This is a genomic window from Promicromonospora xylanilytica (assembly GCF_054782895.1).
In genome coordinates, this window is sequence record NZ_BAAGRP010000067.1 from 25033 (window position 1) to 50586 (window position 25554).

General features: G+C 72.4%; 21 protein-coding genes. 7 read left to right on the forward strand and 14 right to left on the reverse strand.

Annotated elements, in window-relative coordinates:
* Nucleotides 1-58: 58 nt before the first annotated feature.
* Nucleotides 59-670 carry a TetR/AcrR family transcriptional regulator gene (locus ACYVK7_RS19590; RefSeq protein WP_460889387.1) on the forward strand — a complete coding sequence of 204 codons (612 nt, stop codon included), beginning with the start codon at nucleotides 59-61 and terminating at the stop codon, nucleotides 668-670.
* 4 nt (nucleotides 671-674) lie between these two features.
* Here ACYVK7_RS19590 and ACYVK7_RS19595 read toward each other — a convergent pair whose 3' ends face one another.
* The 3 genes from ACYVK7_RS19595 to ptsP all read right to left on the reverse strand — a co-directional run bounded on the left by ACYVK7_RS19595 (nucleotide 675) and on the right by ptsP (nucleotide 4710).
* Nucleotides 675-1811 carry a magnesium and cobalt transport protein CorA gene (locus ACYVK7_RS19595; protein WP_460889388.1) on the reverse strand — a complete coding sequence of 379 codons (1137 nt, stop codon included), beginning with the start codon at nucleotides 1809-1811 and terminating at the stop codon, nucleotides 675-677.
* Nucleotides 1812-2123: 312 nt separating this feature from the next.
* Nucleotides 2124-3002, reverse strand: a complete 879-nt coding sequence (locus ACYVK7_RS19600) for a sugar phosphate isomerase/epimerase family protein (protein ID WP_460889389.1) — start codon at nucleotides 3000-3002, stop codon at nucleotides 2124-2126.
* 58 nt (nucleotides 3003-3060) lie between these two features.
* Complete coding sequence (ptsP, locus tag ACYVK7_RS19605; RefSeq protein WP_460889390.1) at nucleotides 3061-4710, reverse strand: phosphoenolpyruvate--protein phosphotransferase; 1650 nt, start codon at nucleotides 4708-4710, stop codon at nucleotides 3061-3063.
* Between the two features lie 149 nt (nucleotides 4711-4859).
* Between ptsP and ACYVK7_RS19610 the strand changes: the two genes are divergently transcribed.
* Nucleotides 4860-5378, forward strand: a complete 519-nt coding sequence (locus tag ACYVK7_RS19610) for a PTS sugar transporter subunit IIA (RefSeq protein WP_460889391.1) — start codon at nucleotides 4860-4862, stop codon at nucleotides 5376-5378.
* Between the two features lie 84 nt (nucleotides 5379-5462).
* Entirely contained in the window at nucleotides 5463-6107 is a 645-nt protein-coding gene (locus tag ACYVK7_RS19615) for an HAD family hydrolase (RefSeq protein WP_460889392.1), read from the forward strand.
* A gap of 51 nt (nucleotides 6108-6158) precedes the next feature.
* Here the strand turns inward: ACYVK7_RS19615 and ACYVK7_RS19620 are convergent, their stop codons facing one another.
* Nucleotides 6159-8159, reverse strand: coding sequence for an NHL domain-containing thioredoxin family protein (locus tag ACYVK7_RS19620; RefSeq protein ID WP_460889393.1), 2001 nt, complete (start codon nucleotides 8157-8159; stop codon nucleotides 6159-6161).
* A 10-nt stretch (nucleotides 8160-8169) separates the two neighbouring features.
* Nucleotides 8170-8385, reverse strand: coding sequence for a hypothetical protein (locus tag ACYVK7_RS19625; protein WP_460889394.1), 216 nt, complete (start codon nucleotides 8383-8385; stop codon nucleotides 8170-8172).
* 257 nt (nucleotides 8386-8642) lie between these two features.
* Here ACYVK7_RS19625 and ACYVK7_RS19630 point away from each other — a divergent pair, with 257 nt between their 5' ends.
* Both ACYVK7_RS19630 and ACYVK7_RS19635 read left to right on the forward strand, forming a co-directional pair.
* On the forward strand, nucleotides 8643-9716 hold the full coding sequence (locus ACYVK7_RS19630) for a chymotrypsin family serine protease (protein ID WP_460889395.1): 1074 nt from the start codon (nucleotides 8643-8645) through the stop codon (nucleotides 9714-9716).
* A gap of 209 nt (nucleotides 9717-9925) precedes the next feature.
* Complete coding sequence (locus ACYVK7_RS19635; RefSeq protein WP_460889396.1) at nucleotides 9926-10270, forward strand: hypothetical protein; 345 nt, start codon at nucleotides 9926-9928, stop codon at nucleotides 10268-10270.
* Between the two features lie 98 nt (nucleotides 10271-10368).
* Here ACYVK7_RS19635 and ACYVK7_RS19640 read toward each other — a convergent pair whose 3' ends face one another.
* Together ACYVK7_RS19640 and ACYVK7_RS19645 are read right to left on the reverse strand one after the other, a co-directional pair.
* Nucleotides 10369-12525 (reverse strand): S9 family peptidase, encoded by a 2157-nt coding sequence (locus ACYVK7_RS19640; RefSeq protein ID WP_460889397.1) that lies wholly within the window; start codon nucleotides 12523-12525, stop codon nucleotides 10369-10371.
* Nucleotides 12526-12561: 36 nt separating this feature from the next.
* Nucleotides 12562-14607: a cytochrome c oxidase assembly protein gene (locus ACYVK7_RS19645; RefSeq protein ID WP_460889398.1), complete on the reverse strand. Its 2046-nt coding sequence runs from the start codon at nucleotides 14605-14607 to the stop codon at nucleotides 12562-12564.
* A 157-nt stretch (nucleotides 14608-14764) separates the two neighbouring features.
* Between ACYVK7_RS19645 and ACYVK7_RS19650 the strand changes: the two genes are divergently transcribed.
* Nucleotides 14765-15046 carry a WhiB family transcriptional regulator gene (locus ACYVK7_RS19650; RefSeq protein WP_308292390.1) on the forward strand — a complete coding sequence of 94 codons (282 nt, stop codon included), beginning with the start codon at nucleotides 14765-14767 and terminating at the stop codon, nucleotides 15044-15046.
* A gap of 194 nt (nucleotides 15047-15240) precedes the next feature.
* Here the strand turns inward: ACYVK7_RS19650 and ACYVK7_RS19655 are convergent, their stop codons facing one another.
* The 4 genes from ACYVK7_RS19655 to hisC form a co-directional block, all read right to left on the reverse strand.
* On the reverse strand, nucleotides 15241-16737 hold the full coding sequence (locus ACYVK7_RS19655) for a dihydrolipoamide acetyltransferase family protein (protein WP_460889419.1): 1497 nt from the start codon (nucleotides 16735-16737) through the stop codon (nucleotides 15241-15243).
* Nucleotides 16738-16761: 24 nt separating this feature from the next.
* Nucleotides 16762-17790 carry an alpha-ketoacid dehydrogenase subunit beta gene (locus ACYVK7_RS19660; RefSeq protein WP_460889399.1) on the reverse strand — a complete coding sequence of 343 codons (1029 nt, stop codon included), beginning with the start codon at nucleotides 17788-17790 and terminating at the stop codon, nucleotides 16762-16764.
* Between the two features lie 5 nt (nucleotides 17791-17795).
* Nucleotides 17796-18965, reverse strand: a complete 1170-nt coding sequence (pdhA, locus tag ACYVK7_RS19665; RefSeq protein WP_460889400.1) for a pyruvate dehydrogenase (acetyl-transferring) E1 component subunit alpha — start codon at nucleotides 18963-18965, stop codon at nucleotides 17796-17798.
* Nucleotides 18966-19383: 418 nt separating this feature from the next.
* Nucleotides 19384-20472 (reverse strand): histidinol-phosphate transaminase, encoded by a 1089-nt coding sequence (gene hisC, locus ACYVK7_RS19670; RefSeq protein ID WP_460889401.1) that lies wholly within the window; start codon nucleotides 20470-20472, stop codon nucleotides 19384-19386.
* A 14-nt stretch (nucleotides 20473-20486) separates the two neighbouring features.
* Here hisC and ACYVK7_RS19675 point away from each other — a divergent pair, with 14 nt between their 5' ends.
* A complete protein-coding gene (locus ACYVK7_RS19675) occupies nucleotides 20487-20894 on the forward strand; it encodes a phage holin family protein (RefSeq protein ID WP_460889402.1) in 408 nt (135 codons plus the stop codon).
* Here the strand turns inward: ACYVK7_RS19675 and ACYVK7_RS19680 are convergent.
* The 3 genes from ACYVK7_RS19680 to ACYVK7_RS19690 form a co-directional block, all read right to left on the reverse strand.
* Nucleotides 20891-22429, reverse strand: coding sequence for a hypothetical protein (locus tag ACYVK7_RS19680; protein WP_460889403.1), 1539 nt, complete (start codon nucleotides 22427-22429; stop codon nucleotides 20891-20893). The two genes, ACYVK7_RS19675 and ACYVK7_RS19680, sit on opposite strands and share 4 nt — an antisense overlap.
* A complete protein-coding gene (locus ACYVK7_RS19685) occupies nucleotides 22423-22749 on the reverse strand; it encodes a hypothetical protein (protein WP_460889404.1) in 327 nt (108 codons plus the stop codon). The genes ACYVK7_RS19680 and ACYVK7_RS19685 overlap by 7 nt, the downstream gene beginning before the upstream one ends.
* Nucleotides 22750-22978: 229 nt before the next feature.
* A complete protein-coding gene (locus ACYVK7_RS19690) occupies nucleotides 22979-25474 on the reverse strand; it encodes an amylo-alpha-1,6-glucosidase (RefSeq protein WP_460889405.1) in 2496 nt (831 codons plus the stop codon).
* Between the last annotated feature and the right edge of the window lie 80 nt (nucleotides 25475-25554).

The window sequence follows — 25554 nt, forward strand, 5'->3', positions numbered from 1 at the left end:
CGCCCGATGGCCGATCCGGAGTTCCAGTTACCTGACGACGCGTGCCTATGATGTCAGCATGCCCAAGATCATCGGCAAGAGTCTGCACGAGCACCGGCAGATGACCAGGCACAAGCTGTTCACCGCTCTGTCCACCCTCATGGCGGAGCGCGGGTTCGACACCATCACGCTGGCTGACATCGCCGCAGCGGCGCACGTCGGCCGGACCGCTGTCTACAACCACTTCCACGACAAGGAAGCGCTGCTCCTCGGCTTCATCACGCACGAGACCGAGCAGTACGCCCACACGCTGGAGCGCGCGCTCGACGGCGTGGACGACCCCGTGGAACAGCTGCGCACCTACATCCGCCAGCAGGCCCAGCTCACCCGCGTGTTCCACCTCGCCCCCGGGCCCGACCTGCGGACGGTCCTGTCCCGCGCCACGCAGCAGCGACTGCGCGAGCACGCCGACATCGTCGAGGCGATCCTCCGCCGCATCCTCACCGCCGGGATCGATGCCGGGACCTTCCCGCCGCAGGACATCGAGCCGACGGTGCATCTCGTCAACGCCTGCCTGTCCGGCCGCCTGATCCCCGACGAACCCGCCGCCCGCGAGCGCACGATCCGCGCCGCCGAGGCGTTCGTGCTGCGCGCGGTCGGAGCCCGGGCGCAACAACCGGTCCCGGCCTGACCCTCTAGATCCAGCGCTTCCAGCGGAAGACGCCGAACAGTCCCACGCTGACTGCGAGCATCGCGACGAGCGCGGCGGGGTAGCCGTACGCCCAGCCGAGCTCCGGCATGTCGTCGAAGTTCATGCCGTAGACCGTCCCGACGAGGGTCGGGGCGAACAGGATGGCGGCCCAGCCCGAGATCTTCTTGACCTCCTCGCCCTGGCGGATGCTGACCTCCGACAGGTGCTTCATCTCCTCGTTCTGCCGCTGCGCGACGAGCGTGGCGGCGACGGTGAGGATGTCGCGCAGGGCCGCCCGGAAGACCTCGATACGGTCGGCGACCTCGGTGAGGTGGTCCGCGACGTCGCGCAGGTACGCCTGGAGCTCCGGGTCCACGCCGTACTTGTCGGCGCCCTTGGCGAGCGAGGCGCACAGGCCCTGCTCCGGACGCACCGCCCGCTGGAAGTCGATGACCTCGCGCGACAGCTCGTAGATGCGCCGGGACACGTCGGGGGCTCCGCCCCAGACGTCGGACTCGATCTCGTCGATGTCGTGGTCCAGCCCGGCGACGACCGGAGCGTAGCCGTCCACCACGCTGTCGAGGATCGCGTACAGGACGGCCTCCGGGCCGCGTGCGAGCATCTCGCGGTCCGACTCCATGCGGCTGCGCACCGCCGCCAGGTCGGGCGAGGCACCGTGCCGCACGGTCACCACGAAGTCGGGGCCCACGAACACGTGCAGCTCGCCGAACTCGACCTCCTCGGCGTCGTCGAGGTAGCGCGCGGCGCGGAGCACCACGAACAGCGTGTCGCCGTACCGCTCGATCTTGGGGCGCTGGTGCGCCAGGATCGCGTCCTCGATCGCGAGCGGGTGCAGGTCGAACTCGCGGGCGAGCGACATCAGCTCGGACTCGTCGGGCCGCTCCAGACCGATCCAGGCCATGCCGCCGGGCCGCGAGCGGAGCGCGCTGAACGTCTCCGCGAGGTTGTCGTGGGCGGCGGTGCGGATCCCGTCGTTGTAGATCGCGGCGGCGACCATCGACGATCGGGGCGCCGGCGCGGCCGGGCGCGGGCCGACGTCCGGCACGACGTCGACGGCGCGGCGCGGGCGCAGGGCGCCCAGCAGCGGACGGGTGGGGCGGGAGGTCAGGAACGTGGCCATGGGGAACTCCTGGGGTCGAGCGCAGGAAACGGACTGCGAACGGACACCGCAGCGGAGACGGCCGAACGACCGGTGGACCTCACGCCCGGACAGGGCGGAGCGCACCGGTGCGCGAGTGCCCGCCGAGAGAGGCGGGCGGGGAACCGTAGCTCAGCTGCGGTTCGGACTACTCGGAGGGTCGCTGCGGGTCATGCGCGCCACCTCCTTGGTCCCTGCGGCGGATCGCCGCGCCATACGTTCTCGACGAGCACCCAGTCTAGCCATGTCATGGCTCGAGATCGAACCCATTCGAGAGCAGAGTCACAGAACTCGTCACCAGGCGTCGTGCGGCCGGTGGTGCACCCCGGGCGGCGTGTGGAACTCCTGCGGCGTCGGCGACAGATAGGCCCGGGCGAACTGGAGCGAGGCAGCCAGATCGTCGTGCCGTTCCCCTGCCGTGCGCGCCGCGCGGGTCGAGATCTCCACGCACACGTCGCCGCTCCAGCGGCGGGCGACCAGCTCCTGGAGCACCTTCTCGGCCTGCATGCTGCCCCGGCCCGGCACGAGGTGCTCGTCCCGCGCGCCGTGGTTGCCGTCCGCCAGGTGCACGTGCCGCAGGCGGTCACCGAACGTGTGCAGCAGCGTCAGTGCGTCCTGCTGCGCCACGCTCGCGTGCGAGAGGTCGAGGGTGACGGCGTCGTAGTCGTGCTCGGCGGGGTCCCAGCCGGGCAGGTACGCCTGGAACTCACGCTTCCCGCCCCGCCACGGGTACATGTTCTCGACGGCGATGGTGACGCCCACCGTCTCGCTCAGTGCGCGCACCTGGTCCTGGAACTGCCGCGCGTACTTGTACTGCCAGCGGAACGGAGGATGCACGACCACCGTGCCCGCCCCGAGCTCGAGGGCCATGTCCGCGGTCCGTTCGAGCTTGGCCACCGGGGAGCGGCCCCAGACACGCTGGCTCACCAGGAGCGTCGGCGCGTGCACCGAGCGGACCGGCATGCCCGTGTCGGCGGAGAGCTTGGCGAGGGAGCGCGGGTTCTGGGTGACCTCCTCGGACCAGACCATGACCTCGACGCCGTCGTAGCCGAGCTGCGCGGCGGCCTCGAAGGCCAGCGGCACACGGCGCGGGAAGACCGACGCCGTCGAGAGCGTGACCTGCACGTCGGGTGCGGCCGGCTCCTGCGGTTCGGTCCGGATCGGTTCGGGCATGCGGGCCACCTTAGAGCGCCTACGTGACTGTGATGTGACCGGGGAGTTCAGATGGGGTTCATGCGAGCAGACGTCCCCGTACGACGTCGCGCGCCGCCTGCGCCGTCGGGCACTCGAGCACGGTCCGTGCCAGCTCCGCGCACTCGTCGCGGGAGACACCTGCCAGAGTGCCCGCGACGTCGGCCAGCGCGCGGGGTGTCATAGACAGTGACGTTACGCCCAACCCCACCAGGACGGGGGCGAGCAGCGGGTCCGCCGCTGCCTCGCCACACACGCCCACGGGAGCACCATGCACCGCGCCGCCCTCGCACGCCACCCGGACGAGTTCCAGGACGGCCGGCTGCCACGGCGTCGACAGCGCGGCGACGCCGGCCAGGTCCCGGTCGGCCGCCATCGTGTACTGCGTGAGGTCGTTGGTGCCGAGGCTGGCGAAGGAGACCTCCGCCAGCACGTGCCGCGCCTGCAGAGCCGCCGCCGGCGTCTCGATCATCACGCCGGACTGCTCCAGACCGTGCGCGGCGCAGGCAGCCGCGAACTCGCGGGCCTCGTCCACCGTGGCCACCATCGGCGCCATCACCCAGACCTCGGCGGTCTCGGCGGCGGCGGCCCGCGCGATCGCGTCCAGCTGCCGGTCCAGCACGTCCGGGTGCGCGACGGCGGTGCGCAACCCGCGGACGCCGAGCGCGGGGTTGTCCTCGTGCTCCGGCATGAGGAACCGCAGCGGCTTGTCGGCGCCGGCATCGAGCGTCCGGACCACCACGCGCCGGTCCGGGAAGTGGGACAGGACCGCCCGGTAGGCGGTCACCTGCTCCTCGATGCTGGGTTCCTCGCCCCGTCCGAGAAAGCAGAACTCCGTGCGGAACAGGCCGACGCCCTGGGCGCCCGCGGCTGCGGCCGCCTCCGCTGCCGCCGGGTCCGCGACGTTCGCCACGAGCTCCACCGCTGACCCGTCACGGGTGGCGCCCCGGCCGTCGAACGTGACGGCGGCGGCCCGGCGGCGGGCCTCCTCGACGTCGTCGGCGGTCGGGGCACGAAGGACCGTGCCGAGCGTGCCGTCGACGACCAGCTCCTCACCGTCGACCAGGTCGCCCGCCCCGGGGAGGGCCACCACGGCCGGGATGCCGAGGGCGCGAGCCAGGATGGCCATGTGCGAGGTGGGGCCGCCGCGCGCCGTGACGACCGCCGTCACGACCGCCGGATCGAGCATCGCGGTGTCAGCGGGGGCGAGGTCGCTCGCGACGAGCACGAAGGGGTGCCCCGGGTCGGGCACCCCTGGAGGGGCCGCTCCGGTGAGGGCGGCGACGATGCGGTCCCGCACGTCCCGCACGTCCCTGGCCCGCTCCGACATGGGCGGGCCGAGCGTCTCGAGCTGCGTCGCCACGGAGCCGGCCGCGTCCCACACCGCACGTTCAGGGGTGAGGCGATCCTCCCGGACCCGGCGGGCGGCGCCGGCCGCGAGGGTCGGGTCAGCGGCCATCGCGGCGGTGACCGCGAGCACGTCCGCCGCCGTGCCCGACGCCCGCCCCGCGCGCTCCGCCAGGTCGGCCTCCACACTGGCGGCGGCCTCCTCGACGGCGCGCACCGCTTCGTCGGCCGAGCCGGACAAGCGGCTCGTCCTCGGCTCGGGCACCCGGGCCGGCATCCGGACCACCACTCCCACCGCGCGACCCGGGCTCGCCGGGACCCCCGTGAGCCTCTCGCTCGTCATCCGTACGCTCCCTCGGGCTCGTCGTCGAGTGCGCTCGGAACGTTACACGCGAGCGCCCCGCCGGGCGAGGCTCGATCCGCGAGGGAGGAAAGGGCGACTCTCGTCAAGAGTTGCCCTCGTCGGGGTCCGCCGTCTGACAAGATGACCCCATGGCCGAGGCTCTGATCGTCGGATCCCCCGTCGCCGGACGGGTGGTCGCGATGCGCGACGTGCCCGACCCGGTCTTCTCGGAGAGCATCGTCGGACCAGGTCTCGCGATCGATCCCGACCCTGAGCTGGGCGGACGCGTCGTCGCACCGTGCGCCGGACTGGTCGTCAAGCTGCACCCGCACGCCTTCGTGCTGTTGGTGCCACCTGCTCAGGGCGTGCCGGAGGCGGGCGAGGGCCAGAATCCGGAGGCCCCGGTCGGCGGGCGTGGCGTCCTGGTGCACCTCGGCATCGACACGGTCCAGCTGAAGGGCGAGGGCTTCACCCTGCTCGCCGCCGAGGGCGACACCGTCGTGGCCGGCCAGGCGCTCATCGCCTGGTCCCCCACCGAGGTGTCCGACGGCGGCCGGTCGCCCCTCGTACCGGTCGTGGCCCTGGACCTCGCCCCGCTCGGCCTCGAGGAGCTGGCCCGCCCAGGCGTCCTGGTCCAGGCGGGCGACCCGCTGTTCCGGCTGGCCTGAACGACCTGTCAGACGCTCGGGCGCGTGTCAGACCTACAGGTCACCCGGGTGACCTGTGCGTCTGACACGTCTTAGGGTCGGGCCATGGTGCGCACCGTGGTGTTCGACGTCGGCGAGACGCTCATCGACGAGTCCCGGATCTGGCTCCGCTGGGCCGAGCGGCTCGGGGTCCCGCCGCTCACGTTCCTCGGTGTGCTCGGCGGCTGCGCCGCGCTCGACCTGCCGCACGGAGACGCGTTCGAGATGGTGCACCCGGGGCTCGACGTCGAGGCGGAGATCGCGCGCTGGGTGCGGGACGACCCCGACGGCCTGCGCAACGGGTTCGACGCCGACGACCTCTACCCCGACGTCCGGCCCGCTCTGACGGCGCTCCGCGCGACCGGCTTCGACGTCGTCGTCGCGGGGAACCAGCCGCCGGAGGCCCGCGCCGCGCTGGAGGCGATGAACCTGCCGGTGAGCGCGATCCGCACCTCGGACGAGTGGGGCGTGCAGAAGCCGGAGCCGGAGTTCTTCGCACGCGTGGCCGAGCTGTCCGGAGTCGCGCCCGAGGAGATCGCGTACGTCGGCGACCGGCTCGACAACGACGTGCTGCCCGCCGCCGACGCAGGCATGCGGCCGATCCTGCTGCGGCGCGGCCCGTGGGGCTACCTGCACGCGCAGCGCCCGGAGGCGGCGCGGACCGCGGTCATCGACTCGCTGACGGAGCTGCCCGGGCTCCTGACGGCCTGAGGCCCCCGAGCTGTCAGAAGCCCGCGCACGTGTGCGGGAGGGGCTGACAGGTCAGCCCCGGAGCGGGAGGGTGAGCGCGGCGTCGCCGTCCGGCACCACGCGGACGGGGACTCCCCAGTCCTGCTGCGCCAGGTGGCATGCGGGGAACACGTCGGGGTCGGGCTCGCCGTCCGGCAGCAGGGGCACCTCGTCGCACGACGCCGCCTTGGCGGTCACGTGCAGCACACCCTCGGTCACCTCGGGGTTGATCACGAGGTCCCGGAACAGGTCGGTGCCGTCCCCCGCCCCGGACAGCAGCAGCTCCGGCGGTGTCGCGCTGACCTGGAGCGACGTGGACGGACCCCAGCGGTCGTCGAGCTTCTGGCCCGGCGCGGGGACGAAAGGCACGTCGAGCCGGAGCGGCCCGCCACCGACGTCGGTCGCGGGCCGGGCGACGCGGTGCGCCCCGCCGTCGAGCACCTCGCCCGCGAGGCTCGCCGGGAGCGCGATCCGCGTGAGCCGGTGCGCCGCAGACTCCACGACGAGCAGGTGCACGGCGGAGCCCGCCACCTCGACGAGGACGTCCGACGGCTCGGCCAGGTCCTTGGCGAGGGTTGTCACCTCGGCGGTGGCGGGGTCGTACCGGCGCAGCGCCCCGTTGTACGTGTCGGCGACGACGACGGACGCGTCGGGCAGCGTGGCCACGCCGAGCGGGTGCTGCAGCAGCGCCTGCTCTGCGGCACCGTCCCGGTGGCCGAAGTCGAACAGCCCCTGGCCCACGGCGGTCCGGAGCTCCACGCCGTCACCCGCGGGGAGCACCCGGCGCAGTGCCGACGTCTCCGAGTCCGCGAGCCAGACCGTCCCGTCCGCGGCCCGGGCGAGACCGGACGGCTGTGCGAACCAGGCGGTGGTGCCCGGCCCGTCCTCGAGCCCTTCGTTCATGGTCCCGGCGAGCAGGCGCACGCTCCCGTGCCCCTCACGGGCGACGGGGTCGAACGCCCAGAGCGTGTGGTTGCCGGCCATGGCCACGACGAAGGCTCCGAGCTCGGACGACCACTCGACGTCCCAGGGCGACGAAAGGTTCACGGTGCGCGCGGGATGGTCGTCCCCGGCGTGGAACGGCCCGGCCGCACCGCTCACCTCCGGGACGAGCCGCGCGCCGGGTACCGCGGAGTCCTCGTCGATCCAGCCGGAGCGCAGTACGTTCTCCTGGCCGCCCACCATGAACTGCCGCCCCGTACCGGCGACCGTGAAGACGGAACCGTCCGACAGCCGGACGCCGCGCAGCGTGTGGTTGACCGTGTCGGCGACCAGCACGTCGTAGCCGAGGCTCGCCGTGCGGTCCTCCGGCACCAGGCACAGGCCGTTCGGCTCCGAGAACCGCGCTTCCTCCGGCCGGCCGTCGACAAGCCCGCGCTCCCCCGAGCCGATGCGCCGCACGAGCGTCTCGCCGTCGGGCGCGAGCTCGGCGAGCGAGTGGTGCCCGGCGTCCGCGACCAGGAGGTTGCCGTTCGGCAGGGCGAGGGCCTTCGCGGGGAACCGCAGCGTGCCGGACGCCGGCGCGGGCGGCACGTACGGCCCCGACCCGCGGTGCAGGGTGCCCTTGGCCCCGTGCTCGGCGATCAGGTCGGTCACGAGCGCGGCGATCGCGGAGCCGTGCCCCTCCCCCGCCATCTGCGCCACGATGTAGCCCTCGGGGTCGATCACCACGAGGGTGGGCCAGGCCCGTGCGGTGTACGCACCCCAGGTGGTCAGTTCCGGGTCGTCCAGCACGGGGTGCCGCACCTCGTACCGCTCGACGGCGGCGGCGAGCGCCTCGGGGTCCGCCTCGTGCTCGAACTTGGGCGAGTGCACGCCGACGATGACGAGCTCGTCGCGGTGGCGCTCCTCCACCTCGCGCAGCTCGTCGAGGACGTGCAGGCAGTTGATGCAGCAGAAGGTCCAGAAGTCGAGGACGACCACCTTGCCGCGCAGGCCGGCGAGCGTGACGGTGCGGCCGCCGGTGTTCAGCCAGCCTCGTCCGACGAGCTCGGACGCGCGGACCCGGGGGAAGTTCTGGACGCTGGTGCTCACCGGCCCATTGTCACTCCGCGGGGGCGGTGTCCTGGTCGGCGTCCGGCTTGCGGGCACGCCACTGCTCGACGAGGGCCTTGTCGGCCCGCCGTCGCGCGAGGTCGCTCTTGGTGGAGTGCACGGCCGCCCGGTGCTGGAGCAGAGCGGCGCGGTCCCGCTCGAGTGCCCACATGAGGGCCTCCCGCACGTCGGCGCGGGTTACCCGCACGGTCCGTGTCTCATCCATCGTCCCGATCATTCTCGCCGTTCCGTGTCTGTCGACGTCCGATCGAACGCCGCCAACGATTCAGGAGGCTGTCCGATGATGTTTTGTGACATCCCGGGTCTTCCTGGCTTTCACCCGGCCATGGTTGGGTGTAGCAGAGGAACGTACCGCGCAAACCTGGCAGGGCGATATCCACCTTTCGGATGACTTTCCCGACAGATCGGCGTGTCGCTCGCTGTGTGCCGTGTGGTGTTGGTGGGTGAGGAGAGGATCAGGGCATGGACCGCGACCAGGCCAGGAAGATGAAGGAACAGCTCGCAGCCTTCGCCCGAGAGCTAGCCGAGAAGCACGGAGTCATGGCAACACCGCGGTCACTGGGCGGGCAGACGGTCTCGGAGGCGGCCGACCTCGTACGCGCCCCCACCCTCGCCCTCGGTCTCGTGCCGCAGGCCGAGGGAGGCTTCGGCATCGCCGTCCGCTACCGGCTCGGGGTGCCGAGGGCCCGTTCGATAGTGCGCAAGGTCTCAGCGGAGATCGGGCCCGACGCCGACGTCCGGCGCACCGGGCGCATCCGCCCCGTCTCCGAGCTGGGACCGCGTCCGCCCGCGCCGACGGCACAGGCCGACGGCGAGACGGACCGGCGCCGACCGCTGCGGCCCGGCATCTCCATCGGCCACGTGGGCGTCACGGCGGGCACGCTCGGCGCCTTCGTGACGCGGGCGAGTCCCGGTGACGACGGCCGCGCCAAGGACGGTGCGCTGTACGCGCTCTCGAACTACCACGTCCTGGCCGGCTCCCCGGAGGCCCGGCCGGGCGACGTCGTCCTGCAGCCCGGACCCGCCGACGGCGGCCTCGCGCCGGGCGACCGGATCGGCGAGCTGACGCAGGTGGTGAACCTGGAGCAGGTGGAGCCCGCCTACACCGACGCCGCGATCGCGCGCCTCGACCGCGTTCCCGTGGACTTCGAGTACCCCGTGGGACGGGTGGTCAAGACCGCGCGCGCCCTCGGCGGCGAGATCGTCGGCAAGGTGGGCCGCACGACGTCCGTCACACGGGGGCGGGTCACCGCCATCGAGCTCGACGACGTCATCGTGGGGTACGAGGACCTCGGCGCGCTGAGCTTCGACGACCAGATCGAGATCGAGAGTCTCGACGACGGGCCGTTCTCCCGAGGCGGCGACTCGGGCGCGCTCGTCTACCGGGAGGACGGCGTGGCGCTCGGCCTCCTGTTCGCGGGATCGGAGTCCGGAGGGCGCAGCGGCAAGGGGCTCACGTACGCCAACCCGATCGACCAGGTGCTCGAGATCCTCGGGATCGAGCTGGCCCGTGAGACCACGCACCCCTTCGGGTGACGTTCGGTAGGCGCACCAGCGTTTCCGGCGCCGGGCGTGTCGTCCTCGACGGTCGGGCACGTGGGCGTGTCTCTCCGGCGCGTCATGTGCCACATCCCCTCTGACCTGCACCGTCGCTCGGGGCCGCGGTGAAGGGTGTTCGGCCGCCGCCGAACTCCGTGCAAGGGGTAGACACGGGGGACACAATGGATGACCAGGAGGTGATCGGGATGGCAACACTCGAAGAGGCTCGGTCGGCAAAAGCCGCATTGCGGGAAAAAGTGACCGGGCTCGACGGTGTGATCGGAGTTGGCGTCGCCCCTGAGTACACGACGTCCCTCGGGCAGGCCCCGCGCGAGTACCCGGCGCGCAAGCACTCGGTGCCCGACACGTCCGGTGGTTCGCCGGTCGAGGTGCTCGCCGAGGAGGTCTCGGTGGAGCAGGTCACCGGACCCGGCGGGAGCTGGGTGCTGCAGGTCAACGTGACGGACCCCAGCCTCGTGGACAAGGTGCCCGAGGAGATCGACGACGTGGCCGTGCGGGTGCGCGTGCTCGGCGCGGTCCGGGCCGGCTGAGCGCGGCGGTCAGACAGAGCGTGGTACCGAGGCAGAGCGCCTGAACGGCGCTCCGCCCCAGCACGCTCCGCCCCAGCACCCGCGGGCCGGCTCCCGGCTCAGCCGAGCGTCGTCGGCAGCTCCACCGTCTCGCCGAGCACCTGCTCCGCGAGGAACGCCGACACCACCTGGTACCAGACCTTGGCGTTCTGCGGTGTGAGGACCCAGTGGTTCTCGTCGGGGAAGTACAGGAACCGGTGCACGGTCTCGCCGTCGTCGGACGCCGGGAGACCGGACGCGGTCAGCAGCTCGTACCACAGCCGCAGGCCCTCCCCGATCGGGACCCGGTAGTCCTTGTCGCCGTGGATCACGAGCATCGGGGTGCGGATCTCTCCCACGGCGAGGTGCGGGCTGTTCGCGAGCGCCATCTCCGGCGTCATCTCGCGTGCCCAGTAGAAGCCGGCGTCCGTGGTGGGGCCGAACTGGTCCAGCGCCCACAGACTCGCGTGGGTGACCACCGCCCGGAAGCGGTCGGTGTGCCCGGCCACCCAGTTGGCCATGTATCCGCCGAACGATCCGCCCATGGCGGCCGTCCGGGCCTCGTCGATCTCGGGCAGCGCCTCGGCGGCGTCGGTGATCGCCATGAGGTCGGTGAACGGGGCGCCGCCCCAGGCACCCCAGCCACGCTGGACGAACTCCTGCCCGTAGCCGGTCGACAGCGCCGGGTCCGGCAGCAGCACGGCATAGCCCTGTGCCGCCATCAGCCACGGGTTCCAGCGCCAGCTCCAGGCGCTCCAGCTGCTGAGCGGGCCACCGTGGATCCAGAGCAGGAGCGGGGCCTTGGCATCGGGCCCCGCGTCGGCGGGCAGAGCCAGCCAGGCACGCACCCGCGTGCCGTCCTCCGTGGTGGTCTCGACCTCGGTGAGCCGGCCCGGCAGCTCGGGGGCAGCCACCGGGGAGCGCAGCAGGGTCGCCGCGAGCGGCGTCCGCTCCCCCGGGGCGCCCGAGGCGAGGAAGCCCGCCAGGTCGATCCGTACGGGCTCCGCCGGGGCCGCGTAGGAGCTGCGCAGGGCGAACACGGTGGCGCCGTCGGGTGTGACGGAGACGTCGGAGAACGTGGCATCGTCGGCCGTCAGCCTCTCGACGACCACGTCGTGGCCGGGCAGCGCCCCGGTGAACGTGAGCAGGAAGACCGGGCCACGGCCGTCGTCGTCGGCCTGGACCAGCAGACCGCTCCCGTCCGGGAGCCACGTGGGCCGGCCGGGCCAGCGGTCCCAGTCGTCGGCGAGGACCACCGGTTCCGCCGATCCGTCGGTCGGCACCAGGGCGAGGCGGATCACCGGGGCCTCGTCCGGGGTCGAGATGGACTCGGTCACGTAGGCGACCCACGCGCCGTCGGGCGAGATGCGAGGTCCGGAGGCATCGGCGTCCGGGTCGTCCACGAGCACCCGGCGGTCGCCGGTGGCCGTGTCCACGACCACGAGAGCGGTGCGTACGGCGGCGCCCGGGTCCGGCAGCGCCCAGGACGCCACGAGCGTGCTGCCGTCGGCGGACAGGTCCGCCGAGTGCTCCTCGAGGTGCCGGCCCGCGCCCGTCAGGTCACGCAGCTCGAGGTGCTTGCCCGGGGCCGTGGTCTCGCGCTCCGCGTCCGGCGTACCGGGCAGCGGTGCGGCCGGCTCGTCGGTGAGCGCCGCGAGGTCGCCCGCGAAGCGTCGGGTCTGTTCGGGCCCCAGGTCGTGGTCCCAGAGCCGGACCGGGTAGCCGGTGTGCAGGATCGCTGACACCTTCTGGTCCTGACGTGCCTTGCGCAGCTCGGCGTCCTGCGTGAGGCCCTTCGCGGAGGGCAGCAGGTCGGCGGCGACGCTCACGGTGTCGGTGTCACGGGCGGTGAGCGCGCCGGAGACGCCGCCGGGAGGGGCCGCGATCACCCGGGCCTCGCCGCCGGGCGCCGGCAGCAGCCAGAGGGCGGCCGTCGGCTCGGTCCCCGAAGCGGTTCCGTCGGGGTCGGGCCGGGCGGAGGTGAACAGGAGGTCACCCGAGCGCGTGAAGACGGCGGACGACTCGCCCTTCGTCGAGCGGGTGAGGCGCCGGGCGGGTGCCGCACCGGCCGGGTCCACCTCCCACAGCGCCGTGCGGTACCCGGTGCGCTCGTCGTCGAGCGTCTGGACTCCTACGACGAGGCGGGAGCCGTCCTGGCTGGCCGTCAGGCCGGTGAGGCGCGGTATCGCGACGTAGTGGTCGAGGTCGTGGAACGGGGTCTGCGTAGATTCGCTCACCGGACACGTCTATCACGCCCGTCCGAGGAGCCGCGGTCAGGTGTCGGTGCGGGTTGCCCTGTCGGCCTTCTCCGCCAGCATCGCGTTGTACGCCTCGAGCTCGGCGTCGCCGTCCCGCTCCGCCTTGCGGTCGGTGCGCTTGGCCTCGCGCGCGTCGGACCGGGCCCAGGAGAGGGCCACGCCGACGGCCAGCAGCAGCATGGGCAGCTCGCCGATCCCCCAGGCGACGCCGCCGCCCTTCTGCTGGTCCTCGATGGCGCTGGGGCCCCAGGGGCGGCCCATGAGCCCGAACCACTCGGGCAGGAGGAGCGCAGTACCCGACATGAGCGTCACGCCGAAGAACGCGTGGAACGCCATGGTCGCGAACAGCAGCACGAGCCGCAGCGGGTAGCCGGGGCGGGCCGGTCCGGGGTCGATGCCGATCAGCGCGTTCGCGAAGAGGTACCCGACGAGCGTGAAGTGGACGACCATCCACACGTGCCCCACGTAGGTGGACATGGCGAACGAGAACAGGGGCGTGAAGTAGAAGACGATCATCCCGCCGGCGAACAGGACGGCGGCGACCAGCGGGTTGGCCATGAACCGGCCCACGGCGGAGTGCACGAGGACCAGGATCCACTCGCGCGGGCCGCGCGAGCCGTCCTTGCGTGCCGGGACCGCCCGCATGAGCAGGGTGACGGGCGCGGCCAGGACGAGGAACAGGGGCACCACCATCGCCAGGACCATGTGCTGGACCATGTGGGCGCTGAACAGGACGTGCCCGTACGCGGCCGCGCCACCGTTGGTGGCCCAGAAGAGGACCACCATGCCCAGGCACCAGGAGATGGTGCGGCCCACGGGCCACCCGTCCCCGCGCTGCCGCAGCCGCAGCGCCCACCGGACATAGACGAGCACGGCGGCCGCGCAGGCGAACGCGAGGACGACGTCCCACTGGAACTCGGTGAGCCACCGGAGCACCGTGGGCTCGGGGGGCAGGGGATGCCCGGTGACGAGCTCGGCCGGGGTGGGATCGGCGATCGGCTCGTCGGGCACGGGCGGCGCCGTGGAACCGAGCGCCACCGCCACGCCGGACACCGCGCCCATCACCCCGACCTCCACGGCGGCGAGCCGCCAGAACAGGCCGATCGCGGCGTTCCGGGTGACGGTCCCGGCGGTGAACCGGGCGACGACGGTGCTGCGGTGCAACCAACCCAGACCACCCAGCACGATGAGCAGCACGACCTTGACCACGAGCAGGACGCCGTAGTCCGTGCTCAGCCCGTCGAGCGACCCGATCCGGACCCAGGCGCTGACGAGCCCCGAGACCGCGACGGCCGCGAAGCACCAGAACGCGATCTCCGAGTAGCGCCGGATCACGTCGGCCGTGGCGGTGTGGCGCAGGCCGACGACCGCGATGGCAACCAGCCCGCCGATCCAGAGGGCTGCGCCGCCGAGGTGCAGGAACAGGGCGGAGACCGCGACGTCGTGGCTGGCGGCGCCGGCTGCGTGCCCGGTGGAGGACTGCATGGCGAGGGCGGCCAGCGGCAGCGCGACGGTGCACAGGGCACCCGCCGGGCCGCGTACGAGCAGTGCGACGGCGGCGGTCACCGCCGCGAGGATGACCATGCCCAGGTAGGTGCGCCCCACCGGGATGGTGGAGATGTACTCCATGAGCGCCGGGCCGAAGCCCGGCGCGTCCAGCGGCAGATAGGTGGACCACGAGAACCGCAGGACGAGCTGCACCAGCCCGGCGAGGGTCCAGAGCCCCGCGGAGACGCCGGCGACCCCGAGCGCCCGGTCGACGAGCGGCCCGGGCGGTAGCACGCAGGCCGCCAGCGCGAGGGAGCCGATGGTCAGCGCGAGGGCAAGCTCCGTGACGACCGTCGCGACGGGCATGCCCCAGCGCACGAGCGCGCCCGGGTCGGCGAAGTTGGCGAACGCGGTGAAGGCGCCGGAGAACGTGCCGGCCGCGAAGAGGGCCGCCAGCGCCACGAGGGCGGCGGCCGGCAGGGCGAGGACGAGCCACGACGGGCTCGTCGGGCCGCTCGCGGTGCTCGTGCGCGCACTTCTGCTGGTGCTGTTCCGGGCGTCGGTCGGGGTCACCAGTCCAGCCTAGGCGCGCTCCGTGGCACCGCTGACCGCCCCCTGGTGTCCGGTTGACCACTCCACGAGCGACGCAGAACCGGGCATTTCGACTAAGTTCAGCAAAAATTCGGGCCGATTATGAACCAAACCCAACCCTTCGGCCCTCTTCTGCGTTGTGACCAGTGTGGACCTCGCGAACATCATCACCGAGACCGACGACTCCGTGCCGTGCTCGGACCAGCCCGAGCTCTGGTTCGCGGAACATCCCGCGGACCTCGAGGAGGCGAAGCGCGCGTGCGCCGTCTGCCCGCTCAAGGCACAGTGCCTCGCGGGCGCCCTCGCCCGCCGCGAGCCCTGGGGCGTCTGGGGCGGGGAGATCGTCGTGGACGGCACCGTGCGGAGCCGCAAGCGCCGTCGTGGCCGGCCGCGCTCGATCGGGGGCATGCGCGTCGCGTGAGCCACGCGACCACTGAACATCGCCCGAGGCACGGCGACCGAGTCCAGTCGCCGTGAGACGCCGGGGCAGGGCGCTCTCCGCACCGAGGATCTCCCAGACGGATCCGGACGAGCGCACTGCCCCGGTCGCTCCACGTGTCAGGCCCTCAGGTCACCTGTGACCTGAGGGCCTGACTCGTTTGCGGAACCCTGCGCTCAGCCCCAGACGAGGCCGTGCGCCGGCTCCTCCAGCACGCGCGCGACGTCGGAGAGGAACCGCGCGCCGAGCTCGCCGTCGGCCAGCCGGTGGTCGAAGCTGAAGCTCAGCTGTGTGACCCACCGCGGCTTCACCTTGCCCTTGTGCACCCAGGGCTGCTTGCGGATCGCGCCGAAGGCCAGTATCCCGGCCTCCCCCGGGTTGAGGATCGGCGTGCCGGTGTCGATGCCGAACACACCCAGGTTGGTGATCGTGATGGTGCCGTCGGACATGTCCGTGACCGACGTACGGCCCGCCCGTGCGGTCGCCGTCAGCCCGGCCAGCGCCTTCGCTATGCCGAGCAGATCGAGCGTGTGCGCGTCCTTGATGTTCGGCACCACGAGCCCCCGCGGCGTCGCCGCGGCGATGCCGAGGTTCACGTAGTGCTTGTAGACGATCTCCTGGGCGGCGTCGTCCCAGGAAGCGTTGATCTGCGGGTGCCGCTTCACGGCGAGCAGCACCGCCTTGGCGGCCACCAGCAGGGGCGTCACCTTGACGTCGGTGAAGTCGCGGTCCTCCTTGAGGTTCGCGACGAGCCGCATGGTCTTGGTGACGTCCACGGAGTGCAGCACGGTCACGTGCGGCGCCGTGAACGCGCTGGCGACCATGGCCTCGGCGGTGCGCTTGCGCACCGACCGCACGGGGACGCGCGTCTGGCGCCCGTCCGGCGAGACCACACCCGAGGCGAGCCACGGCTCGTCGTCGGGGTAGTGGGTCAGCGTGCGCACCGACGAGCGCTCGGCGTGGGCGACCACGTCCTCGCGCGTCACGATGCCGCCGGGGCCCGACGCGTGCACACCCGCCAGGTCCACCCCCAGGTCCTTGGCGAGCTTGCGCACCGGCGGCTTCGCCAGTACCCGAGCCCGCGCGGCCGTGGTGGTGCCGGTGTCCGACGCCGGTGCGGCCGCCGGCACACGCGCCGGAGCCTGAGCCGGTGCCTTGGTGGCGACCGCCGCGCCGCCGGAGCCGGCCGCCGGAGCAGGCTCGGCCACCGGCGCGGACGCAGCCGGTGCCGACGGAGCCGGCGCAGCGGCCACGGCCGTCTGGTGCCGACGGCGCCGTCCGCTCGCCTTCGCCTCCGCCGTGCCGTAGCCGACGAGCACGGAGCCCGAGCTCTCGTCCTGGGCACCCCCGTCAGCGGGGGCACCGCCGGACCCGGTGTCCGGACCGCCCTGCGCGGTGGAGCCGTTCGACCCCGCCGGGCCGGCCGCGCCGTCGGACACGGTGATCTCGATGATCGGCGTACCGACGTCCACCGTGGTGCCTGCCTCGACGAGCAGGGCGGACACCGTGCCCGTCCAGGGCGACGGCAGATCGACGAGCGACTTCGCCGTCTCGATCTCCACGATCGTCTGGTTCACCTCGACCGTGTCGCCGACGGCGACCTGCCACTCGACGATCTCGGCCTCGGTCAGGCCCTCTCCGACGTCGGGGAGCGGGAACCTCTGGTTCTTCAAGCTCACTCTCGGCTCACTCCTGGGTCAGTGCGCGAAGGCACGGTCGACGGCGTCGAGCACGCGGTCCACGCTCGGCAGGTACTCGTGCTCGTGCTTCGCCACCGGGTAGGGGGTGTGGAAGCCGCCCACGCGGAGCACGGGCGCCTCGAGAGCGTAGAAGCACTCCTCGGTGACCCGCGCCGCGATCTCGGCCCCCGCGCCGAAGAACACCGGGGCCTCGTGGATCACCACGCAGCGCCCGGTCTTGCGCACGCTCGCCACCACGGCGGCCGTGTCGATCGGCGAGATGGCGCGCAGGTCGAGCACCTCTACCGAACGGCCCTCCTCCGCGAGCGCCTCGGCGGTCTTGACGGCCGTCGCGACCGACGGCCCGTACGCGACGAGCGTGACGTCGGTGCCCTGACGGACCACGTGGGCCGCGTTGAGGGTGTCCGTGCCGACGGGCGCGTCCAGGTCGACCGCGCCCTTGCCCCAGTAGCGGCTCTTCGGCTCGAAGTACAGCACCGGGTCGGGGGAGGCGATGGCCTCCTGGATCATCGTGTAGGCGTCCTGCGGGTTGCTCGGCGAGACCACGCGCAGGCCCGCGGTGTGCGCGAACAGCGCCTCCGGGCTCTCCCCGTGGTGCTCCACGCCGCCGATGCCGCCGCCGTACGGGATACGGATCACGACGGGCATCTGGATCGCGCCACGCGTGCGGTTGTGGATCTTCGACAGCTGGGTGGTGATCTGGTTGAACGCCGGGAAGACGAACCCGTCGAACTGGATCTCGCAGACCGGCCGGTAGCCGCGCATGGCCAGGCCGATGGCGGTGCCGACGATGCCGGACTCCGCCAGCGGCGTGTCCACCACCCGCTGCTCGCCGAACTCCGCCTGCAGGCCGTCGGTCACGCGAAAGACGCCGCCCAGCGGGCCGATGTCCTCACCCATGACCATGACCTTGTCGTCGTGCCGCATGGCGGCGCGCAGGCCCTCGTTGATCGCCTTGCCGAGCGTCAGGGTCTTGGTGCCGGACGCGTCGGAGTCGCTGGATGTGGTGTGCGTACGTTCCGCCATGGTTGTCATCGTGCGCCTCCCTGCGCTGAGTCCGCGATCGCATACTGCGAGGCCGGCGGGTCGCCGGCGTCGTAGGCCTCGTACCAGGCCCGCTCGGCGGCGACGACGCCGTGGGGCGTCGCGTACACGTCGTCGAACGTGCTCGCCACGGCCGAACCGCCGTCGAGGGCACGGACACCGGTGCGCAGCGCGGCGCCCAGCTCGTCACCCGCCGCCTTGATCTCTGCCTCGAGCTCCGCGTCGAGCGCGTCCTCTGCCCGCAGCAGTGCGGCGAGACGGTCGATCGGGTCGCGGCGCCGCCACTGCTCCTCCTCGTCGGAGGTGCGGTACCGCGTCGGGTCGTCCGAGGTGGTGTGGGCGCCCATGCGGTAGGTGAACGCCTCGATGAAGCTGGGGCCCTGGCCGAGCCGGGCCCGCTCGAGCGCCTCCTGGGTCGCGGCGTACACGGCGAGCACGTCGTTGCCGTCGACCCGCAGGCTGGGCAGGCCGAACGCCTCGCCGCGCCGGTACAGCGGAGCCTTGGTCTGCCGGGTGGTCGGCTCGGAGATGGCCCATTGGTTGTTCTGCAGGAAGAACACGACGGGGGCGTTGTTCACCGCGGCGTAGACCATCGCCTCGTTGACGTCGCCCTGCGACGTGGCACCGTCGCCGAAGTAGGTGATCACCGCGGTGCCGTCGTGCTTGTCGTGCGGGGTGCCGTCTCGCTGGACGCCCATGGCGTAGCCGGTGGCGTGCAGCGTGTGCGCGCCGATGACGATGGTGTAGACGGCGGTGTTGCTGTCGTTCGGGTTCCACCCACCGTGGTCCGAACCGCGGAAGAACCGCAGCCGGTCGACAGGGTCCAGGCCACGGACCTGCAGAACACCGTGCTCCCGGTACGACGGGAAGACGTAGTCCTGCGGGCGCAGGGCGTAGGCGCTGCCGACCTGCGCGGCCTCCTGGCCACGAGCCGGCGCGAACAGGGCGAGCTCGCCCTGCCGCTGGAGCGAGGTTGCCTCGTCGTCGAAACGACGGGTGAGGACCATGTCGCGGTACATGCCACGGAGGTCTTCCGAGGTCAGGGCAGCGGCTCGGTCACGGTATCCCTTGGTACCGCGCGTCGTGACGCGGTTCCCTTGGGGATCGAGTAGCTGCAACGTCGGGATCGCCTCGTTGGAGCCGTTGGTCGTAGTCACGCTTCCTCCTTCAACTGCGGACGCGAGCGCCCGCTGTTGCGGAGACGCCCGGCCCGTTCCGGGGACCTTTCCATCCTGGCACGGGTCCGGCCGGAAATTTAGCCGATCCGCAACCTACGCTCTCGTAGCCTACGCAAGCGTAGGCTACGGCTCCGTAGGTTGGTCTGCCGCGATGTCGCCCAATCTCTCGGCCGAGCGTTTGTCGGATTCCACCAAGGTCAGCGACGGAGTCTCTGCTGCCCCCGCCCGGCCGCCCGAGCACGCGCCTGAGTCTCGCGAGGGCGCGCCTAGTGGTCAGGCGGTCGGTAACGCGCCTAGTGGTCACGTGGTCGGTAACAAGTCAGGTGATCGGCAACTCGAGTTGCCGATCACCTGACGAATTGCCGACCACGCCGGCCGGGCGCTCAGCGCCGGGCGCTCAGCGCCAGGCGGCCGCGATCTTCAGGAACGCGTCGTTCGCCTCGGGGGTGCCGATCGTCACGCGGAGCCCGTCGCCGGCGAACGGGCGCACCAGCACACCGGCCGCCTTCGCGGCGGCGGCCCGTTCGATCGTCCGCTCGCCCAGGCCGAACCAGACGAAGTTGGCCTGCGTCTCGGGCAGGTCCCAGCCCTGGTCGCGCAGCGCCTGGACGACGCGGGTGCGCTCGTCGACCAGCGTGTCGACCCGGCCGAGCAGCTCGCCGCGCGTCGTCGGCTCGAGGGAGGCCAGCGCAGCGGCCTGCGCCACGTGCGAGACGCCGAAGGGAGTCGACACGGCGCGCACCCCCGCGACGAGGCGGGGTTCCGCGATCGCGTAGCCGACACGGAGCCCTGCGAGGCCGTGCGCCTTGGACAGGGTGCGCAGCAGCAGCACGTTGGTGTGGCGGGTGAACACGTCGATACCGTCCGGCACCTGCGGGTCACGGACGAACTCGAGATAGGCCTCGTCCAGCACGACGAGCACGTTCTTCGGCACCGCTGCCAGGAACGTCTCCAGCTCGTCGGCGCGCACCGCAGGACCGGTCGGGTTGTTGGGTGTGCAGACCAGCACCACGCGGGTACGCGGCGTGACGGCGGCCGCCATCGCGGGCAGATCGAGCCTGCCGGTCCCTTCCTCGAGCGGCACGGTCACGCTCGTGCCGCCGGACACCGCCGCGGCGATGGGGTACGCCTCGAACGACCGCCACGGGTACACGATCTCGTCCCCGTGGTCGACGAAGGCGTTCAGGACGTGCGACAGCACCGCGACGGAACCGTTGCCGACCACCACGTTCTCGGGAGCGACGCCGCAGTAGGCCGCAAGAGCCTCGACGAGCTCGCCCGCGTACATGTCGGGGTAGCGGTTGATCTCGGTGGCGGCTCGCGCGATCGCGTCGACGACGGCGGGCAGCGGCGCGTAGGGGTTCTCGTTCGACGAGAGCTTCCAGGCCGGGGCGTCCGAACCCGCGCGGGCGCCGGGAACGTAGGCGGGCAGGGCCGACACGGCCGGGCGGAGCGGTACGAATGCTTCTTCCACGGAGGTCAGCATGCCACGATGACCAGATGAAGCTCGTGGCGCGCATCCTCATCACCGCACTCGCGATCGGGTTGTCGGCCCTGATCCTCGGCTCCCACATGGACATCGTCAGCGACGGCACCACCCTCGGCACGATCCTCGCCACCGTGGTGGTCGCCGTGGTCTACGGTCTGGTCCACATGATCGTGAAGCCGATCGTCCAGCTCATCTCGCTGCCGCTCTACATCCTCACGCTCGGCCTGGTGTCGCTGCTGGTGAACACGCTCATGCTGTGGATCACCACGCTCATCACCAACCAGTCCTGGTTCTCGGACCAGCCCAACTGGGGCCTGGAGGTGACGGGCGGCTTCTGGTGGTTCGTGCTCGCGGCGCTCGTGATCTCGGTGGTCCAGGCCATCCTGCTGGCGATCCTGCCGAAGCGGGTCTCGGACTAACCGGCGCCGGTCCGCTCGGCGCCTGCCCGCTCGGCGCGGTAGAACCTGGTGCTCACCGTCGCGCCGTCGAGCCCGGCGCCGATCCGATCCGCCACCTCGGCGACCCGGGGGTCGCCGAGGTCGAGCGCCAGGTCGAGCGTGCGGACGTGCGTCGCCACCGCGTGCGCCTGTGCCACGTCACCCGACGCCACGCGGTCGCCGGCGTCGGCCGAGTCCCGCAGCGACCGCACCACCGTGACCCGGTCCGGCGTGCGGGGGTTCTCCGACGCGGACCGCCCGTCGGCGTGCGAGACCAGCTCCTCCGGGGTCTCCAGGTGCAGCACCGGCACACCGGGTGGAGTGGCGAGCAGCCCGGTCGGCGACCCGGCAGTGACGAGCCCGCCGACCCGGTAGCGCTCCGCGAACCCGGCCCGCGACACCAGTGCGGCCGCCGCGATCCCGCCCAGGCTGTGCCCGACGAACGTGACCGGCTCGTCCGGACCGACGCCGGACTCCGCGAGCGCCCGCTCGACGGCCATGGTCGCGGCGTCCGGTCGTCCGGCCACGAGCTCGACGTCGGTCCGGCCGTCCCAGGGATGCTCCGCCGGGAGTGCCGACTGGGTACCAGGGATCAGCACCGTCCAGGACACGGTTCCGTCGACCCCGGTGACCCTCTGGACCGCGAGGGTGGCAGACGGCGCACCGCCCTGCTCGGGGTAGAGGCTGTCGACCCTGGTCAGCGCTTCCTGGACCGACCGGGCGCCCGTGCCGGACCACGCGGGGACCGAGCCGCCCGCGAAGTCCTCGGGGCCGAGGCGCCGGACCCGCGCTCCGTCGTCGTCGTTTCCCAGCACGGGCAGCTCGCGGGCCACGTGCGTCAGCACGCCGGCCCCTCCCCCTACGCCGGCACGCCCCTGGGCGAGCCCCGGCCGGACCAGTGCGACGCCGCTGCCCATCCCGGTGAAGGCCTCGTCGGAGAACGGGGCGGCGCCCCGGGTGGCCACCGTCGCGATCCGACCGGTGGCGGCCCCGGAGACACCGCCCGTGAGAGCTCCGCCGGCCAGGTGCGCGGCGACACCCGCGCCGCCCAGGACACCGATCCCCGCGAGCCCAGCCCAGCCCAGGCTGCCGAACGCGGCACCCATGCCGAAGGACCCCGCGGTGACGAGCGCACCGACCACCCGCTCCGCCGTCGACTCCGCCTCCTCGTACAGGCCGGCCGCCCGGAGCAGGCGCCAGCCCAGCAGCTCGCACAGGTCGGCGGACACGGCGAGCCCGCGCGCGATGTCCTGGGCCGCCGCCTCGAGCACGCGAGCCCGTGCCGCCGCCTCGGCGGGTATCCACCCTGCCGCCTCGGCCCTGCCGGCTCCTGGCACGGCGAGGTCGCCGCTCACCCCCAGGCAGCGCACGGCTGCCGCGCGCAGGTCGGCGGCGGCGCCGCCGATGAGCGCTGCCGACCGCCGTACCGAGTCCAGGTCGACGGCCGAGGCGCCCGTCCCGCCGTGCACGGCGACGGTGTCCACGGGCGCCAGCGCGCCACCCGGCGGAGTCACCACGGCCGTGCGCTCTCGGTGCGGGGCACGGCGGGGCCGCCGGTGGGGCCCGGTTCGCCGGGGGAGGAGAAGGCGGTGGCCCGGAGGGCACTCGCCTGCCGCATCGTCTCGTCGAGCCGCTCCCTGTCCCGGACGAGGGCATGCAGCACGTCGACGACCGCGGCGCGGTACAGCTCCGCCGCACGGCACTCCCACGCCACGTCGCCCGACGCCCGCACCACGTCGGTCGCTCGGTCCGTCAGGCCGGCGGCGTCGGCGAGCGCCGTCGCCGGGTCCGCCCCCCACCCGTCCCTGCCCTGCGCGAACGACCCCTCGCCGTTCATCGACGTGCTCCGTACATCGGCGCTCCCTGCCCCCTCTCGCGTCGAGCCGGCCGGCTCTTCCGACGACGTTACGGAGGACGCGGGTCCCGGCGCGGCACAGGTCGGGCTGCCTGTGCACAGGGCGGCCCGGTGGGTAGCTGTGGTCGGGCTCGTGCCCGCCGGACGCGGTCGGGAAGGGCGATGGCCTGCCCGGACGGTGTTCCGGGCAGGCCATCGGTGTGTGTGCCGGCTAGAGGCACATCTCGGTGCGACCGGCGTCGACGGTGGCCTGGTGCGGGGCGCCGCTCTCCGGGTAGACCTGGAGCCGGACCTGCTCCTTCGCGTTGATCTCGAAGCAGACACCGTCCGCGGACGGGGTGAAGTCGCGTACGACGACCCGGCCGCCGACCGCCTGGAACACCCGGCGCCCGTCCTGTCGCAGCTCGGTGCGGTCGGGGCTGACCGTCGCGGCATACCGGTGCCCGTGCACGACGACGTCATCGACCGCGTTCCGGCCCGACAGGTCCCACGACCCGAAGGTGACCGAGCCCGGCTCGCCCCACGGGTCCTCCGCGACGAGCTCGTGCACCGCCATCAGCGGCATCACGTTCGACCACGTGTAGTAGCGCCACGCGCTGTCGACCGCCGACGCGCTGATCGCCTGGCCCGGCTCGGGGTCGAAGTACTCGGGGAACCAGCTGTTCTTGTCCCAGCTGTCGAGCCACATCCGCGTGCTCTTCGACGCGAGCTCGCCTGCCGCCCCGTCGAGCCCGTACCGCTTGACGCCGTCGTACACGGACGCGTTCATCGGCGGCCACACCGCACCGCGCCACTGCTCGCAGGCGTTCTCGTCACCCCAGGCGAGGTAGTACCTGTAGTGCTCCGAGTCGTTCGGGCGGTCCAGGCCGTTCGCGCAGTACTCGGGGTCGGACCGGCTGATGCTCGGTATGCCGTACTCGCCACCGAACTTCTCGGGGTCGAGCAGGTTCTCCTCGACGGTCCGCCGCGCCCGCTCCTGCGTGGCCACGCCACCGAAGAGCGGGTAGAAGATCGTGGGCGTGATGACCTCGCCCCAGGTTCCGTCGAGGTGCCGGTCGAGGTACATGCCTTCCTCGTCGTTCCACAGCCGCTCGTTCACGGCCTCCTTCACCGTGCCGAGGACGGCGCGGAAGCGCTCCGCGTCGGCGGGCCGGTCGAGCACGGCGGCGAGCTCGGCCAGCGACTCCGCCATCAGCGCGTAGTACGACGTGAGCGCGACGTCGGTGAGGTCGGTGTTGTCTCGCTCGTCCCCGCTGCCGCCCTCCTTCGGGATGCGCTCACCTGCCCGGTAGACCGGAAGGTCGTCGAGCCCGAGGTGGTTCCCCACCTTGCTCGAGTCCGCCTCGTAGGGCGCCTCGAGGAGCCCGTCACCGTTCACGTCCCACTCGGGCAGCTTGTCGAAGAACTCCACGAGCGCGGGATAGGCCTGCTCCACGAGCTCCCGGTCTCCGGTCGCCGCATGGATCCGCTTGACCGCGTAGGCGTGCATCGGTCCCGAGTGGAGCTGGTCGTAACGGGGCCCGCCGACGTCGAAGAGGTCCCGTTCGTGCTCCCTGGCGAGCTCCGGGTCGACGGTGAGCGCGATGATGGCGTCCCATGCCGAGTCCCAGCCGGTGAAGATGGTGTCGTTCTCGGCGCCGCCGCGACCCCAGCCCCAGACGAGGAAGCTGTGCCGGAAGGTCTCGTCGTAGTTGGCGTTGAGCGCGATGGCGGAGCGCATCACCGTCGCCGCCCTACCTGCCGGCCCCTCCCCGCTCAGGGTGCCCACGTCCGCACGCGCCTCAGCACGGTCGAGCACCGCGAGGATCTCACGCTCGTCGGTCGCTCCTGCGGGCACCGGAGCCCCCGAGACGGTGGACGTGAACGTCACCGTCTCGTTCGCGTCGAGCGTGTAGCGCAGGGCGGCCGCCGCCTGCCCGGGCGCCGCCTGCTCACCTTCCATCGCCGCGACCAGGTCGTCCTCCGAGGCGTACGACGCGCCGCTGTCCGGACGCTCCGTCGGCGTGAGCGCGAAGTGACCGGTCTGCTCCGGGTCCTCCACGCCGGCCCCGCTGGCGCGGATCCCCTCGTCGGTGACCTGGTAGGTCCCGGGCTCGTCCCACGGCGGCGCCGCCTCCAGGAAGACGGTCGTGTCGTCGTCCAGCGCCGTCACCGCACCCACGAGGACGTTGGGCGCCGTCCGCGCGAACCGGATGCGGATCGTCTGCTTCTCACGCTGAATCTGCTCGTAGCGCGACTCCATCACCGGGAGCAGCTCGCGCGCCTCCGCCACCTGGTCGGCCGACCAGTCGTCGGGGTGGGCGACGATCTCCCGGAGGGCCCCGAGCTGCTCGGGGGTGATCTTGCGGTCGTCGCTGCCGACCTCCACCTCGTAGTAGGAGCCGTCGACGGTCGCCGGACCGACGTCGGCGACGTAGGGGATCAGGCCCTGGTTCTCGCGGATGAGCCGGTTGGTGCTCGTCAGCAGGTTCACCCGCATGGTGAACCTGCTCTCCCCCTCGCCCACGAACAGCGCACCGTTGTCGTCGCGCTCCGTGTAGCCCGGCATGGCGAACGGGCGCTCCAGCCCGCTCGTGTCTTCACTGGCTTCCGACGCCGTGACCTGGGCGTTCGCCGAGAGTCCCAGCGCCGCCAACGACACCACGGCGGCGCCGGCGACGAGGGGACCACGACGTACGAGCCGGATCACACCTTTGTGATCTGTCATCTGTCTGTTTCCTCCACTGATGTGGGCGCCCTCGAACTGAGCCACGGAATCCTGGCCGCAGATGTGAGCGCTAACAATCG